Annotated in this window: 16 protein-coding genes and 1 riboswitch; of the genes, 3 read left to right on the top strand and 13 right to left on the bottom strand. The window is 37.7% G+C overall.

Going from position 1 to position 19091, the window contains the following annotated elements:
• Positions 1-14: 14 nt before the first annotated feature.
• From ABC382_RS24370 to ABC382_RS24360, 3 genes are all read right to left on the bottom strand, one after another.
• On the bottom strand, positions 15-1076 hold the full coding sequence (locus ABC382_RS24370; RefSeq protein ID WP_274793644.1) for a M24 family metallopeptidase: 1062 nt from the start codon (positions 1074-1076) through the stop codon (positions 15-17).
• A gap of 2 nt (positions 1077-1078) precedes the next feature.
• Positions 1079-1513, bottom strand: a complete 435-nt coding sequence (aroQ, locus tag ABC382_RS24365; protein WP_274793645.1) for a type II 3-dehydroquinate dehydratase — start codon at positions 1511-1513, stop codon at positions 1079-1081.
• A gap of 221 nt (positions 1514-1734) precedes the next feature.
• A complete protein-coding gene (locus tag ABC382_RS24360; RefSeq protein WP_274793646.1) occupies positions 1735-2163 on the bottom strand; it encodes a hypothetical protein in 429 nt (142 codons plus the stop codon).
• A gap of 151 nt (positions 2164-2314) precedes the next feature.
• Here ABC382_RS24360 and ABC382_RS24355 point away from each other — a divergent pair, with 151 nt between their 5' ends.
• Positions 2315-3247: a DUF1385 domain-containing protein gene (locus ABC382_RS24355; RefSeq protein WP_274793647.1), complete on the top strand. Its 933-nt coding sequence runs from the start codon at positions 2315-2317 to the stop codon at positions 3245-3247.
• A 574-nt stretch (positions 3248-3821) separates the two neighbouring features.
• Here ABC382_RS24355 and ABC382_RS24350 read toward each other — a convergent pair.
• The 7 genes from ABC382_RS24350 to ABC382_RS24320 form a co-directional block, all read right to left on the bottom strand.
• Positions 3822-4748: an alpha/beta hydrolase fold domain-containing protein gene (locus ABC382_RS24350; protein ID WP_412927236.1), complete on the bottom strand. Its 927-nt coding sequence runs from the start codon at positions 4746-4748 to the stop codon at positions 3822-3824.
• Between the two features lie 130 nt (positions 4749-4878).
• A complete protein-coding gene (locus tag ABC382_RS24345) occupies positions 4879-5598 on the bottom strand; it encodes a metallophosphoesterase family protein (RefSeq protein ID WP_322611527.1) in 720 nt (239 codons plus the stop codon).
• 276 nt (positions 5599-5874) lie between these two features.
• Entirely contained in the window at positions 5875-6300 is a 426-nt protein-coding gene (locus ABC382_RS24340) for a stage III sporulation protein AH (protein ID WP_322611528.1), read from the bottom strand.
• A 336-nt stretch (positions 6301-6636) separates the two neighbouring features.
• Positions 6637-7122 carry a VOC family protein gene (locus ABC382_RS24335; RefSeq protein WP_322611529.1) on the bottom strand — a complete coding sequence of 162 codons (486 nt, stop codon included), beginning with the start codon at positions 7120-7122 and terminating at the stop codon, positions 6637-6639.
• Between the two features lie 194 nt (positions 7123-7316).
• The gene (locus ABC382_RS24330) at positions 7317-8078 is read right to left on the bottom strand and encodes a Nif3-like dinuclear metal center hexameric protein (RefSeq protein WP_322611530.1); all 762 of its coding nucleotides are present in this window, start codon (positions 8076-8078) and stop codon (positions 7317-7319) included.
• A gap of 131 nt (positions 8079-8209) precedes the next feature.
• Positions 8210-10780: a vitamin B12-dependent ribonucleotide reductase gene (locus ABC382_RS24325; RefSeq protein ID WP_409264030.1), complete on the bottom strand. Its 2571-nt coding sequence runs from the start codon at positions 10778-10780 to the stop codon at positions 8210-8212.
• Between the two features lie 200 nt (positions 10781-10980).
• Positions 10981-11811, bottom strand: coding sequence for a lipoate--protein ligase family protein (locus ABC382_RS24320; protein WP_322605615.1), 831 nt, complete (start codon positions 11809-11811; stop codon positions 10981-10983).
• Between the two features lie 205 nt (positions 11812-12016).
• Between ABC382_RS24320 and ABC382_RS24315 the strand changes: the two genes are divergently transcribed.
• Positions 12017-12403, top strand: a complete 387-nt coding sequence (locus tag ABC382_RS24315; protein WP_036122960.1) for a rhodanese-like domain-containing protein — start codon at positions 12017-12019, stop codon at positions 12401-12403.
• A gap of 1072 nt (positions 12404-13475) precedes the next feature.
• Positions 13476-13552: riboswitch (glycine riboswitch) on the top strand.
• 163 nt (positions 13553-13715) lie between these two features.
• On the top strand, positions 13716-15056 hold the full coding sequence (locus tag ABC382_RS24310) for an amino acid permease (protein ID WP_313470705.1): 1341 nt from the start codon (positions 13716-13718) through the stop codon (positions 15054-15056).
• 43 nt (positions 15057-15099) lie between these two features.
• Here ABC382_RS24310 and ABC382_RS24305 read toward each other — a convergent pair whose 3' ends face one another.
• From ABC382_RS24305 to ABC382_RS24295, 3 genes are all read right to left on the bottom strand, one after another.
• Complete coding sequence (locus ABC382_RS24305) at positions 15100-16071, bottom strand: glutaminase (RefSeq protein ID WP_322611532.1); 972 nt, start codon at positions 16069-16071, stop codon at positions 15100-15102.
• Between the two features lie 82 nt (positions 16072-16153).
• The gene (locus tag ABC382_RS24300) at positions 16154-17569 is read right to left on the bottom strand and encodes a M20 family metallopeptidase (protein WP_412927235.1); all 1416 of its coding nucleotides are present in this window, start codon (positions 17567-17569) and stop codon (positions 16154-16156) included.
• An 18-nt stretch (positions 17570-17587) separates the two neighbouring features.
• Positions 17588-18811, bottom strand: a complete 1224-nt coding sequence (locus ABC382_RS24295) for an MFS transporter (RefSeq protein ID WP_312507518.1) — start codon at positions 18809-18811, stop codon at positions 17588-17590.
• Positions 18812-19091: the final 280 nt, after the last annotated feature.

The raw sequence follows: 19091 nt of genomic DNA, 5'->3' as shown, positions 1-19091 counted from the left end.
TGTTCCTCCAAAGTTTATAAAATAATGAGTTCTTTTGACGAATGTGTTAGTAGTTCATTACCCGTTTCGGTGATTAAAATATCATCCTCGATACGAACACCACCAATTCCTGGTAAATAAACACCAGGCTCAATCGTCACGGCCATTCCTGGCTCTAGCACTGTATCAGAACGCATCGATAAGCCAGGGCCTTCATGTACTTCAAGACCAATACCATGTCCTAAAGAATGACCAAATGCTTCGCCGTATCCTTGTTCTTTTAAGTAATCACGTGCAATCGCGTCCGCTTGAATGCCTGTTAATCCAGGACCCACTTTTTCAAGTGCTAACAGTTGAGAAGCAAGGACTGCATTGTACATATTTACTAATTTTTCGGATGGTTCTCCAACAGCCACAGTACGTGTAATATCCGAAATATAGCCATTGTATAGCGCACCAAAGTCTAATGTAACAAAGTCGCCTTTTTCAATTACTTTATTCGTTGCTACGCCATGTGGTAGTGCTGAACGAAGACCAGACGCAACAATTGTGTCAAACGAAGACTGAGTTGCTCCTTGTTTACGCATGAAAAATTCTAATTCATTCGAAACCTCAAGCTCTGTTTTACCAGGCTTGATGAAGCCTAAAATATGTGTAAATGCGTGATCAGCAATTTCACACGCAGCCTTAATAATATTAATCTCTTGTTCCGTCTTAATCAAGCGAATTTTTTCAATAAGTCCAGAAATCGGCACTAAATCAGCTTGAATCTTCGATTTATACAGTTCATATGTGCCATAACTGACAGTATCTCTCTCAAAGCCCAATAATTTGATGCCCATGTTACTCACTTGAGTAGCAATCTCTTCAATAATTGTTGCTTCATGCTTTACAATTCGGAAGTCCTGAATTTGTGCAGCAGCCTGCTCAGTATAACGGAAGTCTGTAATAAACACAGCATCGTTTTGAGACACAATTGCTACGCCCGCTGTCCCTGTAAAACCAGTCATATAGCGGCGGTTGTACTCATTTGTAACTAAAATACCATCGATGTTTTGTTCTTGCAGTGCTTTACGTAGCTTTTGTAATTTCAACATAATCAATTCTCCCTCTCGATAAATGTACGTAGTGCCAGTTCATAGCCTTTCGTACCTAGTCCACAAATTTGACCAAGGCAGGCCGGAGCAAGATAAGAATGATGACGGAAAGCCTCACGTTTGTGGATATTGGAAATATGTACTTCGATAACCGGCACAGAAATCCCTGCAATCGCATCATGTAACGCGATGCTTGTATGGGTATATGCACCGGGATTAAAGATAATACCATCATATTTTTCGTCCTCTGCTTCATGCACCCAATCAACTAGTACCCCTTCATGATTGGATTGACGAAATTCAACTGTAGCCCCTAAAGAAGCCGCAAGATTTTGAACATTCTTTCTAACATCATCTAATGTTTCATGTCCATAAATATGTGGCTCTCGTTTACCCAGTCGATTTAAGTTAGGTCCATTCAAACATAATAACTTCACGCTTCTATTCGCCTCTTTCTATGTACTTGCCATTTATTTTATCATACACGGTGCATTCAGCAACTAATTTCCATTAGAAGCTCCATCCACTTTGACGTAGTGTAATCATGTCAGCTGAAATCACTGAAAAAACTTTTGAAAGTCTGGAGCATCTTTTCGCAAAAACATCATCAAATGGTGCAAAAAAATACCCCCTTTTAATACCAAGGGGATATTGTGAGCTACGTCCTTTCTCTATGTGCATTCATCTCCTTCTGATGGAAATTTGCAGTTTCCAGCAAGAAACGTAATAGACAAACGACAATCACGATGAACGGTATCGAGAGTTTCTTAAAGGAAGTTAGTTGTAAAGGTAAATCTAATACAATCCACTCTAAGGTGATGGTCACCAAAAGGCCTAATAAAAGTGAAGAAAAGACAGCTGGAATGATATACACATAGCGCATTGTCATATATAAAAATAAACCGATAATAAATAGAAGTATGATAAAGAAGGTCCACTGAAATAATTTAGAGCTATCTTCGAACCAATTCCACTTCTTATAAAACCCAATCGGATGCCATTTGATGAGATGAAAATAATGTAATCCCTTTAAGCACAATGCTAAGACAAGCGCATTGACAAAAGCTGTAATCGCTGCTGTTTTCACAAGATAACCTCCATTTTTACACACTAATCTTTTCCTGAAATGTACGATTAGTGTAGCCATATAGAAAATTTACTATGCGTAACGGTAGAGGTTTTTCACTAAATTTAGTACAATGGTACAGTTGAAATATATATAGAGAGTGGTGTTAGCCTTGAGCAATTCACCTGTATACGGGGGACAAGCACAATTAGAGGGTGTGATGTTCGGAGGAAAGGAACATACCGTTACAGCCATTCGTCGTAACGATGATTCCATTGATTATTATCATTTTAAAAAAGTTCAAAAACCTATTTTACAAAAACTTAAAAAAATTCCTTTTGTAAGAGGCGTAGTTGCGCTTATTGAATCTGCTGGCTTAGGTTCTCGTCATATGCAATTTGCCGGAGATCGTTTTGATGTGACTCCTGGCGAAGAAGAAGATCATAAAGAAGAAGGCTCTAAACTTCAAATGATACTTGGAGTTGCTTTAGTTGGTATTCTTTCTTTTTTATTTGGAAAATTTGCTTTCACATTAATTCCTGTTTTTATAGCCGATTTTTTCTCTAAATGGATTGAAGGAAAAACCGGACAAATTTTACTGGAAAGTGGCATTAAACTATTATTACTGCTAGCCTACTTATATTTTATCTCGTTAACGCCCCTCATTAAACGAGTATTTCAGTACCATGGTGCAGAGCACAAGGTCATTAATTGCTATGAAGCGGGGTTAGATATTACGGTAAAAAACGTCCAAGCTCAATCACGCCTACACTATCGTTGTGGTAGTAGCTTCATTCTATTCACAGTGTTCGTCGGCATGTTTTTATATTTCTTTGTGCCTACAGACCCACTGTGGCTTCGTATTTTAGATCGTATTCTATTAATTCCTGTTGTTCTTGGTATTTCCTTTGAAGTATTACAAGCAACCAACGCTTGCCGTAATATCCCAGTGTTACGCTTCCTTGGCTACCCTGGCTTATGGCTTCAATTATTGACAACACGCGAACCAAAAGACGATCAAGTAGAAGTAGCGATTGCATCCTTCAATATGCTACGCCAAGTAGAGCAACAACCCGAGATTGCTGCAACATTAAATCATGATTAATAGAAAAAGGCAGCCCCAATAAGTAGTTGGGGCTGCCTTTTTACGTTAAGCACGCATTTTACATTTAAAAGCAATCATGGCGAAAATCGTGATCAATATCGTATAGCCAATCACAATAGATAGTGATTGAAGCATGTCAACATAGGCTCCTTGTAGAATAGCTTTTGCTGCATTGAGAGTATGAACAAAAGGTAAAAAGTGCGCAATTGATTGAAAAAGTCCCACCAACCATATCTAGTTCGAACCAAGTTCCACTTAACCAAGTTGTAACATTTACAAATATTGCAAAAATCCCACCTACCTGCTTATCTGTAAATAATGTGCCAAACACTAGGCCAATACCAATATTTAGTAGAGCAATGATCAACGGTACAAGGAACACAAATAGGATAGACGAATTAAAAGAATCTTCTTTGATATCCGCAATGCACGAATTCTATTTTGCATAATACTTCCTTTTAAATATAAGCTTACTTTATAATTTTTAATTTTCGTTTCAACTTATAGTGATTTTCCGCTAATAAAAAGAACAAGAAAAGCGTGTTTTGAATACATCAAAACACGCTTCTAGAAATTATTCACTTAAGATATTTACAATTTTCTGTTGAGCATCTATAGCTTCAAGTATCGGCATCACAACAAATACATGATTCATCTTAGGATATACATAGGTAGTGATGGCGACACCTTGTTCTGTTAGTAGTTCATCAAATTGAATGGCGTCTGGATATAAACTTTCATGTGTGCCAATAAAATGAGTAATCTTGCCAATCCCTTGAAAATCACCGTAAATTGGACTAATTAATGGGTCCTTTAGATCTTTATCAGCTGCCCATATCTTTGTAATAACTTCCATTCCTTCACTAGCCAACATAGGATCGTTTTCTTCATATTCAGGTATAAGAGGGTTTTCTAAACTCATATCAACACATGCAGAAAATAAAAAAATATCTTGCGGTTGAGGCAGCTTATCTCGTTTCAAAAGTTGAATGAGGCCAAGTGCTATATTTCCACCTGCCGAATCTCCCATAATCGTACATTGGTTGGTGCTTTCAACATTTTCTACTATTTCCATATATAAATTGAAAATTTTTGAGTAGGTATCTTGATAGTTAAAATGGGGTACTTTAGGGTAAATGGGCTCAATAACTTTGGCATTTAACGATTGTGCTATTCTATCCATGAACATCCAATGTAAGGATAAAGGTTGACTTGTCCAGGCGCCACCATGTATATAGAGAATAACTTTTTGCTTCAAGGACTTTTTGTCATTTAAAGTGAAAACCTGCATTCCCTCAAAACTTTGTTCCTTTACCTCACTTACAAAGGTTACATCATCCCCAATAACATAGGGCTGAATATTTTCTGTGCCCCTTTGCTTCGTAAACTGCTTTGCATTTTCATTACTAGAAAAACTCTTTTTATTACTCTGAGCAATTAACCATTTTTCAAATTGAACGCTTTCTTCGGAACGCTCTCCATTAAAAACTTCTACACTCATATTTTCTCCCCCTTTTTTCTACATCCTTGGTAAGTTTATATAGCTAAAGAGATGTCATTTTGTTTAAGTGTTAGCCTTTATAACTTGTTTCCCCATCGATTATCCGCGGTGTTGTTCACCACTAAAAACCCTAAGCATTTCGATATTTTGCTAACATAATTTCATCGTAATATTTATCTAATTGTGGCAAACCTAGCTGTTCTGCCATCAAAAGTTCTGCCTGTCTATCATACTCAACTCTAATAAATTGAATGGCGTTGTTTGAATATGAGCCATCTAGAATCGCATAGGAAGCTGAAGTTAAGTCAAGTGAATTTCCGACACTCCCAACGTTACACAGAATCCCCTTTTTATATGTATGTAAAAAAGTTGTATGTAAATCGCCGTAGAAAACAATATCAGGAAGTTTTTTAGAATGAATTGAATTAGTTTTTTCACTATTCTCAAACATTGATAAACGCTTTTCAATTGGATGGCTAGGCACAATGCGTTCAAACTCGCTTCTTGGGGAAGCGTGGAAAAACCTTATTAATTGTCCATTTAATTCAAGATCAATACTATATGGTAATGAAGCTAGATAGTGATAATCCTTTTCTGTTAATCTATCTTTAAACCACTGTAAAAATTCAAGCTCAGTTGGAGATTGAATAAAAACATCCCAGTTGCCTCGAACTACTCGTTCGCAGTTCTTTTGGATAAGCTCGATACATTCAGAGCCTCGGGGTCCTTTGCCAATTAAATCACCTAAACAAAAAATTCTTTCAATATTTCTTAATCGAATGTCTTCTAACACGGCTTCTAGTGCCGTTTTATTCCCGTGGATATCTGAAATTATTGCAATTTTTGTCACAAAGCTACCCCCTTATAAATCCCATCTATTCCAAAAATAGTGGCTTCTTCTAATTTTATTCGATAAGATCTCTTTTAACCCTTTAAAACTAGGATTTCAGAAAAAATACATACATCATACCCAAAATTTAAAGATTCTTTCACCCCATTTTATTTCAAGGGATACTGCATTAATTGTAAGAATAAAAGTAATTCGTTTCCGTGGGTTATATTGAAACTATCAATTTCTTCTAATGTAGGACACTAGAAAATTACTTGCATTGAACAATCTCCTTCGTTAGCTTAATATGAAACTGTTCCATAAGTTTTCATCAACCCTAAAAAAACCTTCGTGCGAACACGCTGCTAGTAAACATTGATCATCTCGGTAAAACATTAAATCCTCTGGTAATTTTGGATAAACCCAGTCAAAAAGGGAGTAGCTATGGTCCTTCAAAAATTGTGCGGTAATATCATTTAAAATAAAATAAAAAACATATGCTGTACCTTCGCCAAGCCATGTTGTCTCCCACTTGCGTTGTATTTTTCTTTCGATAAATTGATCGCCAATATCTACGATTAATTCACCCACAATGGCTAGTCGTAATTCTTCATCAGCCATTAATTGTCTATTCTCAACAAAGGCGAAGCGGTTACATTGACTTGCTAGTAATTCGATAAGCTGTTGGTAGCGTTGCCCTTTTATATTTTCGGTAATAATCAATTTTAATTCCTCCTCACACCTGCACTATGAGTAACTTTATAATCCTTTATTAACACGAATAAACTCTTTCCTAAATTAAATTTTGCAAAGGAATTACTGTATTTCTATATTGAATGCATCCATTGGAAATCATGATTTTTCTTATGGGAAGATTGTCAACTTATGCCTTCCCTAAATAAGTTTCAATCTACTTCAATCTTATAGTGATATTAACATAAATATCCATCAAAAAATCATCTCCCCTCTAAAAATCTACGGAGGGGAGATGATTTTTTAGACGTTACAATTGATGAATAGAATTTGAGTAATCATAATGAAGTAATCTTAGTTGCAAGATTATTTAATCGCCTCAGCAAGCTCCAAAATAATTCCTTCTGGTCCACGAACGTAACATAACTTATAAACGTTTTCGTAATTATATATTTCACCAATAAGTTCTGCCCCCTTCATTGATAATTTGGTAACTAGGGCTTCAATATCTTCAACTGCAAAGGCTATATGCTGGTTACCTATATTATTTACTAAAGGATGCTGTTGGCCATTTTCATCTGATGGCGGGTGATATTTTACTAGTTCTATTTTTGTGTCCCCTTCTGGTGTACGCAACATTACTATTTCTAAATTTGCGTCATCTGTTGTGCGTAATATGGCAGCTTCCTCTTGAACGTCTTGAAGCCCTATTATCTGCTCCATCCGCCTCACCCATTCGCCTTCCACTTTTCCTTCCCCAAGCATTTCTAGACCTAAGTCAAGAAAAAATGCTTTGGCAGCAGGAAGATTATGAACGAATATACCTATATGATCTATTCTATGAACTTTCATACCTCACTTCACCCTTTTCTATTCTTATACATTTATCACTATTTCAACAAACAAACTTTTCCTTGAATAAATCATAAAACTACCCGAGGTAGGAAAACACTTTTTCCTTACTACCAGTTCGGCAAAAAATTATTATCACGAGCACACTATGAGCTCAGCCACCTACTGAAAGATTTCCACTTTCCTAATATGCCTTATCCTATATTCGCTTCATGATGGAATTCGTTAAGTCTCACTATTTCAAGATCTTTATTATTGTCCTTCAATTTCAATGCTAAACTTTCAATTCCAGGTAATTCTGTAAAAGTATGACTTCCAATAATAAGATTTATTCCTTTAAACTGAGCATATTGAATCGTATACAAATTACATTCACCTGTAATGTATGTATCACACTTATGTTCAACGGCTTCCTTAAGACAAGCTGTTGATGCTCCATTACCACAGACTAAGCCCACTCGTTTCACCTTTTTGTCATTGAACCGCCAAAATCTAACGGGTTCTTCAAGTACGTTTTCAATTTTTGATACGAATTCATGAAATTCAATTTCTTTATCGTATTCAGCGATTCTACCAAAATATAATCCTTCCCATTCGTGGGTTCTTTTCATATTTTTTAAGTTCAATTTTTTTAATAAACTATCATTTGTTCCAAAATGACAGTCATCGAGCGGTAAGTGATTATAGTAGTGACTTATACCATACTCCGCTAGTTTTTCGATGCATGCGTCTTTCAATCCATATAGTTCCTCCCAAGCATCATGATGTGTCAACATCATATCAACGCCTTGAATTCTTGCTTCCTCTATTGTTTCAAGGGTTAGGTTAACACAGTATCCTATTTTTTTTATTTTTTTATCTGCCTTGTATGTAATCCCAGATTCACTAGCATAGATTTTCTTATTTTTCACATTAAAAAGTTCATTAATTTTTTCTACAATTTGTGAAACATCCATCTACTTCATACATGTATTCAAAAATTCGTTCCTAAATCGCTAAACAAAATATTTCCATTTGAAACAAAAAATACCCCTTTAGATTATCTTATCTAAAGGGGTAAAAAGGTACAACTGATTTTATATCTAATTTATAGACCGCATTTTAACTGTGCGCCACAGTTTGTGCATGTATTACAGCCGCCCATTTCTTCGACTGTGCCTTTACGGCATACAGGGCATGTATTCCCTACGTCAGAGCCAATTACAGTTGTTGACTCTAACGCTTGAATCGTATCTACTAATACGACCGGACGTTTTGTATGTTCTTCTACTAATTCCTCTTCAAATGAAAGTTGATCCATATCATTTTCTTCAGCTTTTAGTGTAAGTACTTGTGAATCACGGCTACCATCAACATAGACCGTACCGCCTTTAGCGCCACCTTTATATAGTCGCTCGTACACTTTTTCAACTTGCTGTACTGTATAGCCTTTTGGTGCGTTTACAGTTTTAGAAATAGATGAATCAATCCATTTTTGAATAATACATTGAACATCAGCATGTGCTTCTGGTTTTAGCTCCATCGCTGTAACGAACCATTCTGGAAGCTCTTGCTCATTTACTTCTGGATGACGCTCTAAATATTCTTGGACAATTTCAGCTTTCACTTCAATGAATTTACCTAAACGACCAGAACGGTAGTACGTGAAGGAGAAGTAAGGCTCAAGACCTGTTGCCACACCTACCATTGTTCCCGTTGAACCGGTCGGCGCAACAGTTAATAAATGTGAGTTTCGAATACCTGTTGCTAAAATTTGCTCTTTAATGTGAGCAGGCATTTTTTGCATATAGCCTGTCTCTGTAAAGGCTTTACGTAAACGAGCTGTTTCTTCGTCAGTAGCACCTACTAAGAATGGGAAGCTACCACGTTCTTTAGCAAGCTCTGTAGACGCCTCATATGCTGTTTCAGCAATGGTTTTAAAGATTTCATCGACTAAAGCATTGCCTGCTTCTGAACCGTATTCTTTCTCGCAATAAATAAGTAAATCTGCTAAGCCCATTACCCCTAAACCTACACGACGCTCACCTAGTGCTTGTACACGGTTTTCTTCTAAGAAGTAAGGTGTTGCATCAATTACATTATCCTGCATACGAACGCCTACACGTACTGTTTCACGTAGTGCTTCGTAATCAACTGATTGATTTTCTTTATTTGCAAACTGTGCTAAATTCACAGCAGCTAAGTTACACACAGAATATGGTGCAAGTGGTTGTTCGCCACATGGGTTTGTCGCTACAACACTTTGTCCATATGCTTTGGCATTTGTCATGTCATTTGCATTGTCGATGAAGAAAATACCTGGCTCTGCAGAGTAAGTTGCACAAACATTAATTAAATTCCATAATTCTTTTGCTTTAATTGTACGGTATGTGCGGACTTTATAGCCCATTTTCTCCCATTCACGAACATCGCCAACTTTATGCCATTCCGTGTTGTAAATGTTCATTTCTTCTTTTGTATATTCCTCTACAGCTGGGAAGCGAAGCTCAAAGTCAGCATCATTTTCAACGGCTTCCATAAATTCTTTTGTTAATGTTACGGAAATGTTCGCACCTGTTAAAAACTCAGGGTTATGAACTGTATAAGTACCACCATCACGTAACTTATTTTCAGCTTCACGTATAATCGCTGTATCGAATCCACCTAAGCCTTCTATATTTTTGTAGTTCACGATGCCTTGATACATCGCTTCTTCCTGCATAGAAAGAGGTTTAAAGTTTAATTTTTCTTTTGCTAGTCGAATGATTGATTCATCTGTCGTATTTTCAATTAAATAACGCAGAATACGTGGATTTTGCATTTTCGAAATAATAAATTCCACAATATCTGGATGCCAATCTGCTAGCATAATCATTTGTGCTCCACGACGTGATCCACCTTGCTCTACAAGATGTGTCAATTTAGCAATATCATCTAACCAAGAAACTGAGCCAGATGATTTACCGTTTACACCACGTGCTAGCGTGTTACGCGGGCGTAATGTTGAACCATTTGTTCCAACACCACCACCGCGGCTCATAATCTCCATAACTTGCTTACGGTGATCACTGATACCTTCACGAGAGTCAGCGACAAATGGCATAACGTAACAGTTAAAGAAGGTTACATCAGTTTCAGATCCAGCTCCATAAATCACTCGTCCAGCTGGAATGAATTTCAAGGATACTAATTGCTCATAAAATTTTTCAAACCATTCTTGACGTTTTTCTGGTGTTTTTTCAACAGCGGCAAGGCCCGTTGCATTTCGTTTTGCGATTTGTTCATAAAATATTTCAAGAGGCTTTTCTAGCACGTCAATTGAACGTGTAATCACACCCGTTTCCTGCTCTTGCGGATCGTCTAATGCGCTACGATAATCTTCCTCAATCAAAATATCTGCTGTTTTTGTAGACATGTCCAGCTTTTGAATTGTCCCTAAACCTCGTGCAGGGAATTTTGGATCAGCTTTTACCGTTAAAACAACAAAATCACCAGCTTTTAGTGTTTTCTTTTCCGTGTCTTTAAACGAGTAGCGATCGATCATGACAAGTCTTGATACACCTTTATGTGTGATATGCATGTCAGGTGTTACTGGGTGAACCTGTGGAAATTGTTCAATATCTTTGTTTAATTGCTCAAATTGTTTGTTTACATCGGGTTGATGATTTGTGAGTACCATCATTTTGCCTCCCTTGTTTTCTTCATTACAAAATAAATACACAATATCATGTGTTATTAAACACTACATATTGTGTATATGTCTTAAAAAAAGATACTATATATAGTTTTTTAATTCAACTCTTGCTTTTTTAAATAGATTCAGAACTACTTGTTATAACTAGGATTGAACGTAAAAAAATATTTTTTCCATACCATTTTTTACTTTTTAAAGTTCCACTCGTCACATGCATATTTTTTTTCTTCTAATGCACGGACATATTCTAATTGCTCCTCTGAAAGTGTAAATGGTTTTAAATCAATTTGCAACGATTTTGCAAAGCCATCTCGAAAAGCTGTCACACATTGCTCAACTGTCACTGGCTCTTTGACAAGACTATTAATCGCGACTGCCTTTTCTGGCAGCTTTCTACGCATACGATCCTTTGCTTCCTCGCTTGAGAAATTAAATACCGATAATAATTTCTCTTGATCTAAATCTAATAAAATGGCGCCATGCTGTAAAATAACACCTTTTTGACGTGTTTGGGCACTTCCCGCTATTTTTTTCCCTTCAACGACAAGTTCATACCAGCTTGGTGCATCAAAGCAAACAGCACTTTTCGGACTCTTTAAGTCAGCTCTTTTCTCCTCTGTATCAGGAACACTAAAATAGGCATCCATTCCTAGGTTGTGGAAACCTTGCAATATTCCCTCACTTAAGACACGGTATGCTTCTGTTACAGACTCTGGCATATTCGGATAACTTTCAGTAACAATGACGCTATATGTTAGCTCATGTTCATGCAGGACAGCTCGTCCACCAGTTGGTCGACGGACAAAACCTAAACCTTGTTCACGAACAGCATCTAAATTAATGTCTCTTTTGGCTTGTTGAAAATAACCAATTGATAGTGTCGCAGGTTCCCACTCATAAAAACGGATCACTGGTGGAATTAACCCCTCACTATGCCAATCAAGTAATGCTTCATCTAGCGCCATATTAAAAGAAGGACTACATTTCCCTGAATTTAAAAAATACCAAGTTGTCATATGTTCATCTCCTACAAATATAAAATGATCCCTCAGGCCACACCTGTGGTTCAATCTTAACAAAAATTACTCTACGGTTGCTCGATATGCTTTTGTAACAAAATAGACGAATTTGCCACAACCTAGTTAATTTTATCAAACTCATTGGACTATCGCTAGCGCATCTTTTATAATAATAGAGAAGATAGAAAGGGGTAAGAAAATCTTGGACATACTTATCACAATCGGTGTCGTTTTAGTAGTTATCATTGCATATATTGGTATTAATGCACTACGACTAAAAAAAGCCGTAACCAACTTAACACAAGAGCAATTCATAGAAGGCTATCGTAAAGCACAGCTAATCGATGTCCGTGAACAAAAAGAATTTGATGCAGGTCACATTCTTGGTGCACGTAATGTTCCTTCTACAACACTTCGTCAACGTTATAAAGAAATCCGCCCAGATTTACCAGTATATCTATACTGTCAAAATACAGGCCGTAGCTCACGTGCTGCATTATTTCTTAAAAAACGTGGGTACAACCAAATTTACCAACTTCAAGGCGGTTTTAAAACTTGGACTGGTAAAATAAAAGCAAAAAAATATTAATACTCTCATGAAAAAAAGTCGTCTCAAAGAACTATGAGACGACTTCTTTTTTAAAAAATTCAGAGTTTCTACTATATTATATTTATTGCAAATCATTAAATACTAGCTCTCGTTCAACAAGTCTTTAATCCTGCATTTGGACCAGAAAAAAATCTAACAAAAAGGGGTAACCTATAGCCCATTTTCCCTAATGATACCACACTGTAAATTGGTCCTTACTAGAGACTGATACTTTGCAATCTTAGTTGAGCGGCTCTGCATGATGAATGATCACTTTGACATCAATTTGGAGCGGTTCTCGCATCATATTGAGCGCTTTTCGCTACTTTTGGAGCGGGTTCACTCTTCTTGTGAGCGGTCCTCCCTACAGATTGATCACTTCGACACTAATTTGGAGCGGTTCTTCACACACAATGATCACTTTGCTACCCTCTTGGAGCGGCTCTCCCTCCAGAGTGATCGCTTTGCTACCATTTCGGAGCGGTTCTCGCATCATATTGAGCGCTTTTCGCTACTTTTGGAGCGGGTTCACTCTTCATGGAGCGGCTCTCCCTCCAGAATGATCGCTTCGACAGCAGTTTGGAGCGGTTCTTCACACATAATGATCACTTGGAACTCTTTTGGAGCGGGTTCACTCTTCCTGTGAGCGGTTCACTCTCCAGATTGATCACTTCCCCCGGCTTTGAGTAGTTTCTCTAGAATATTTAGTACGTTGCCTTCATGTTCAGAGCGGAGCTCCCCCACTTTCAAGTGCCTTCCCAACAGAAGGGGTGACCTCACCACTCTTTGGAGCGAACTATACCGTCTCGCCTGCTTGCTTCTCTCCCTATGCAAGCTTCCACTAAAAGTGTCTCCCCTTTTTTAGCAATTCTCCTTACTAAATCTTCTATGTCTAGAATTCCTATTTTTCGTCAGAGATTTCCCATTTAGTAACCCATTCTTCTATTTTTCTGAAAATAGTTAAAATTTATTGTTGAATTATTTTACGTGCACTGATAGGATGTATAATATCTTACAATAACAATTGATTAGAAAGTTAATAAGCTATGAATGCTATGGATCAAACTATAGCAGGAGCAGTTCTGGAGAGAGCGCACAATGCGTCGCCGAAGGGTTCACTATCTCAGGCAAAAGGACAGAGGAGTAATAGCAGCTTTTATAAGCGAAGCCACATGAATGTTAAAAGATTTCATGAAATATTTGCGAATAAATGGTATTTGTTATTCTGACGTTTTTCCGAGACTAGTGTCACAACTAGTCTCTTTTTTATTTTTCCAGTCATAGTTTTTACGCATCTTTGAGGGGGATTAACGTGGAACAGCAACAATTAAAACGTGATTTAAAAAATCGCCATGTGCAGCTTATTGCCATTGGTGGAACGATTGGCACTGGTTTATTTTTAGGCTCAGGAAAAGCCATTGCCCTTGCAGGACCTTCCATCATTTTAGCCTATTTAATTGTCGGTACCGCACTATTTTTTGTCATGCGCGCATTAGGCGAACTGTTACTATCTAACGCGGGCTACACATCATTTACGGATTTTGCATCTGAATACATAGGACCCTGGGCTGGCTATGTAACAGGCTGGACATACTGGTTCTGTTGGATTATGACGGCCATGGCAGATATTATTGCTGTAGGGGTTTATACACAATATTGGTTTGATATCCCACAGTGGGTGCCAGCCATTGGTTGCTTAGTATTATTATTACTACTGAATTTATTAACAGTTAAGCTTTTTGGGGAGCTAGAATTTTGGTTTGCCATCATTAAAGTCATTACTATTGTAGCTCTTATCATTATCGGACTTATTATGTTAGTGACAGGCTTTCATACTAGCTCTGGGCCAGTTTCTGTGGAAAACCTTTGGGCACATGGTGGGGTGTTCCCAAATGGGTTATATGGCTTTTTAATGGCCTTTCAAATGGTTGTTTTTGCATTCGTTGGTGTAGAATTAGTCGGGGTTTCAGCTGCTGAGACGGCAGATCCTCAAAAAAATATTCCGTCTGCCATTAATAAAATTCCATTCCGTATTTTACTCTTTTATGTAGGAGCATTATTTGTTATTTTATGTATCAATCCATGGTATGAAATGTCTGCCGAAAACAGTCCTTTTGTCCAAGTATTTACATTAGCAGGAATTCCAATTGCTGCTGGTATTATAAATTTTGTTGTACTCACTTCTGCCGCTTCAGCTGGTAATAGTGGTTTATTCTCTACAAGTCGAATGCTCTTTAATCTTGGTAACAATAAACAAGCTTCTCCTGCGTTTGCAAAACTGAACAAAAACAGTGTTCCAAGTAACGCACTCGTTGTGTCTGCTGTTGTTGTATCAGTAGGTGCATTGCTAAGTAAGCTGATGCCAGAGAATGCCTTTAGTATTGTGACGACGATTAGTGCAATTTGTTTTATATGGGTATGGAGCATTATTGTTATTTCTCACATCATCTATAAACGAAAAAATCGTGCTTTACATGAAGCATCAAACTTTAAAGCACCACTAACACCATTTATCAACTATGTCATTCTTGCATTTTTCGCATTTTTACTTATTGTCATGTTGATTTCTGAGGCTACGCGTACAGCACTGCTGTTAACACCAATTTGGTTTATCGCGCTATTGATTATTTATAAAATCAAAAGAAAAAAATAAAAAGAAGATGGCTTCAGACTACCCTGAAGCCATCTTCCACTTGTTAAAAAATTGTCATGTCCCATTCCGTCGCTAAATGCTTGAGTAATTGTACACCAGCGACACTATTGCCGATTGAATCGATAGCTGGTCCATAAATACCTATACCACAGCCAGCGGGGAACGGTGAATGCAAGCCAGCATGTCCTGGAACGGCTGTTAGGATTGCACCTGACACACCACTTTTAGCAGGTAGGCCAATAAATGCTGCAAATTTTCCTGAAGCATTGTACATACCACATGTCACCATCAAGGCCTTCGCTAATTTTGCCACTTGTTTAGGAAAAAGCTGTTTCTTTAATAGTGGATGATAGCCGTCATTGGCGATGACTAAACCAATCATGGCTAAATCTGAGACATTGACCTCAATCGCACATTGCTTCAGGTAGACCTCAAGTGCCGCCTCTACTGGACAATCAAGGAAACCAGAGTCCATTAAATAATAGGCCAATGCTCGATTTCGATTAGCTGTTTGCCATTCCGATTGAAATACCTCTTCATTGATACTTAATTGCTTGCCGATGATTTGTTCTAAAAATGCTAGAATCTTTGTGACCTTCTCTTGTGGCGAACTCCCCGCGAGCAAAGAGGACACTGTAATAGCCCCTGCATTAATCATTGGATTAAAAGGTTTTCCTGGCTGATGGCTTTCCAAGCGAATAATCGAGTTAAAGGTATCTCCTGTCGGTTCCACATCTACTCTTTCTAACACATAAGGTACTCCTCGATCCATACAGGCTAAAATAAATGTAATAACTTTGGAGACACTTTGAAGCGTAAATAATTCTGCTGTATCTCCTGCTTTGATTTCGCGGCCATCATTTCCAATAATCGCAATACCTAATTGATTCGGGTCTTTTTTGGCTAAGGCTGGAATATAACTAGCACATTGTCCCTCTTTTGCAGCATGACGAAATTGTGTCACCCATTGTGCCACTAGTTGATCATGTTCATGATGATTAGCTTGTGTTGACATTGATGTGTTCTCCTTTCAAAATGAGGCAAAAACAGAGCCTTCATAGTTCTCCTATGAAGACTCTATCTAGATCGCTATCCTTTTATAGCTTTGGAGGCTGTGTTCCCTCCGGAATTAAAGATATATATGTCTCTCCATCAAGACGTTCTTGCCATTCTTTTTTTGCTTCTTCAATTAATGCTGGATTATCAAGTAATGCGATAGCTGTACAAGCCATGATTTTAGCCGCTTGTAGCATACCTTTATGCGCAATTGGCATAACCCCCTGTGAAACAACCTGCCATGTATGCAACGGTGTACCTAATGCCATACATACGGTTGTACATTGTACGGTTGGTACTTTCCAGCTGACATCTCCAACATCTGTTGAGCCACCCATAATAAATTCAGGGAGCATGTCTGGGACGTGATCCGCAATGACTTTTCCTTGTAAACGCTTAACATCTTCTTTACGCAAACCTACTAACGAAGAAGCTTGTACTTCAGGTGTAAATGTATTAAAAATTGCCTGTGCGTACTGCTCATCCTCTATTGTATAGTCTGGCATACCAATTTCAAGTATTTGTTGATACATTACATCATAAAGTGTTTTATTTGTAATGAGATTTGAAGCAGCACCCTCAAAATCAATGTCAAGCGACGTACCTGTCATAAGCGTTGCACCTTTTGCAATATTTTCAACGCGCTGATAAATCTCTTGTACTTGTTGTTTTTTAGGGGCTCTAACGAGATAGGTTACCTCTGCATAGGGTTGTACTACATTCGGTGAAGTTCCACCAGAGTTTGTGATGGCGTAATGCACACGAGCTTCTGGAATGATATGTTCTCGTAAGTAGTTTACCCCAACATTCATCAGCTCAACAGCATCTAAAGCACTTCGTCCAAGATGTGGTGCTGCTGCTGCATGTGCACTTTTCCCAGTAAACTTAAAAGTAGCAGCATAGTTTGCTAGAGAGCTACAAGTCATTACAGTAGAAAATGTACCTGGATGCCAAGAAATCGCAATATCAACATCATCAAAAAGTCCAGATTTTGCCATATACGCTTTACCTGAACCATTTTCCTCGGCAGGACAGCCGTAAAATCGAATGGTTGCTGATTGATTATGCTGCTCAAGATAATCTTTCACTGCCACAGCAGCAGCAAAGGCTCCAGTTCCTAATAAATTATGCCCACAGCCATGACCGCTTCCTCCATTTTCAATAGGTTCATGTTGTGTAGCGCCACCTTTTTGACTCAAACCAGGAAGTGCGTCATATTCCCCTAAAAAGGCAATGACAGGCTTTCCAGAACCAAACGTCCCTATCAGAGCTGTACTAAGTCCAGCAACACCCACTTCGGTTTGAAAACCCTCTTTTTCTAGCGCCTCTTTCATATAGTGCATTGATTTTTTTTCTTGAAAATGAAGCTCTGGTACAGCCCATATAGCATCACTTAATGCCACACTAGCTTCTTGTTTTGCTTCAATTAATGTCGAAATTTTTTCGTGAAAACTCATTAAAGTCCCTCCAATTTTTTATGCTTTCAATAAAGTCCCTTTTTGGTCATTAAGCGTGACAATGGACACAATACAGATGAGCGCAAAGCCAATCAACATCCAAAATGCCGCATCAAACGAACCATTAAAAGCATCTACCATAAAGCCAATGGCCATAGGTGTAACAAAACCTGCTAACTGTCCACCTGTATTGGCGATACCCATTGCCGAACCTGTAATTGAAGAAGGTAATTTCTTCAGTACGATAACAGGTAATAACGTAATGACGAACGCTATAAAGATCGAAACAACTGTTTGATAACCAATAAATAACGTCACTGTTTTGGCCGTAAACATTAAATACAATAATATGCCGATGACAGCACAGGATATGGACCCTAGTACCTTCTCCATTCCTCTTGGTAGCTTATCAATAATAAATCCGCTGCCATACACACCGATAATCGTTGTAATAGCAGGAATTGTTTGTGCCCAGCCAATGGACATTAAATCCAAACCACGATTTTTCTGAAGATACGTAGGAATCCAAGAAACTAATCCCCAGTTCACTGCATAAATACAAAAATATGCAATAATCAAATTCCACATAAGTGGTGTTTTCAATAATTCTTTAAAATTTACCTTTGTAGTAGGATGATTTGTCCCAGCTTCTTCTACTATTTCAGCCTTCGGAAGCTGAATATACTTCCAGTATAATAAGGCAATAATCGCTCCAATCGACCCGATAATAATAAACATCATGCGCCAACCAATCGTTCCTAATAAATAAGCAGCTAGCAGCGGCACAATTAATGATACAATCCCTCCAGAAGTAAGCATGATGGACATGGCTCTTCCTCTTTCTTCTTTCGGGAAAATCGTCGCAATAATCTTAGAGCTCGCTGGCTGAAATCCACCCTCTCCAATGCCAAATAAAAAGCGAATCACAATCATAGCCGTTAATGACCAAGCAATTGCTGTTAGACCGGTGAAAATAGACCACATAATAACAGCCAACAGTAAGATTCGTTTTGCGCCAAATTTATCAGCAAGCCAGCCACCTGGTATTTGCATAATGGCATAGCCTAAAAAGAAAGCGCTTAAAATAATACCCGTAGAGGATGCATCTAATTGCAAATCACCTGTAATTGAAACAACTGCATAGTTCATAATGTAACGGTCTAAGTTTCCTAAAGACCAGCCCAAAAATAATAGCGCAAGGATAACATTTCTAGATTTTTTAGTTACTTCATTTGTTAACATTCATATCCCTCCCATATCTCAAAACATTCTCTAACATTGCAGTCTCTACTTCACTGCTTTTTTTCCTTAATGATCTTTGCCCCCTTGTAATATCTAGTAAAATAAAACCCCTTTTATATACCGACATTTTCGTTATATATTCGTATAATAATCAAACTTCTATGAAAAAACAATATTTTTTTGAAAATTTCTAATAGATAATCGTCTTTGTAAACGAACATTCATCTCTTTAAAAGGTTCACAATTCCTTGATAAATCAGTTTTTAAAGGACAAAAAAAG

Origin of the sequence: Lysinibacillus phoenicis, assembly GCF_047238325.1 — a bacterium.
Lineage (GTDB): Bacteria > Bacillota > Bacilli > Bacillales_A > Planococcaceae > Lysinibacillus > Lysinibacillus irui.
This window is presented reverse-complemented; position numbering and strand designations above follow the sequence as displayed.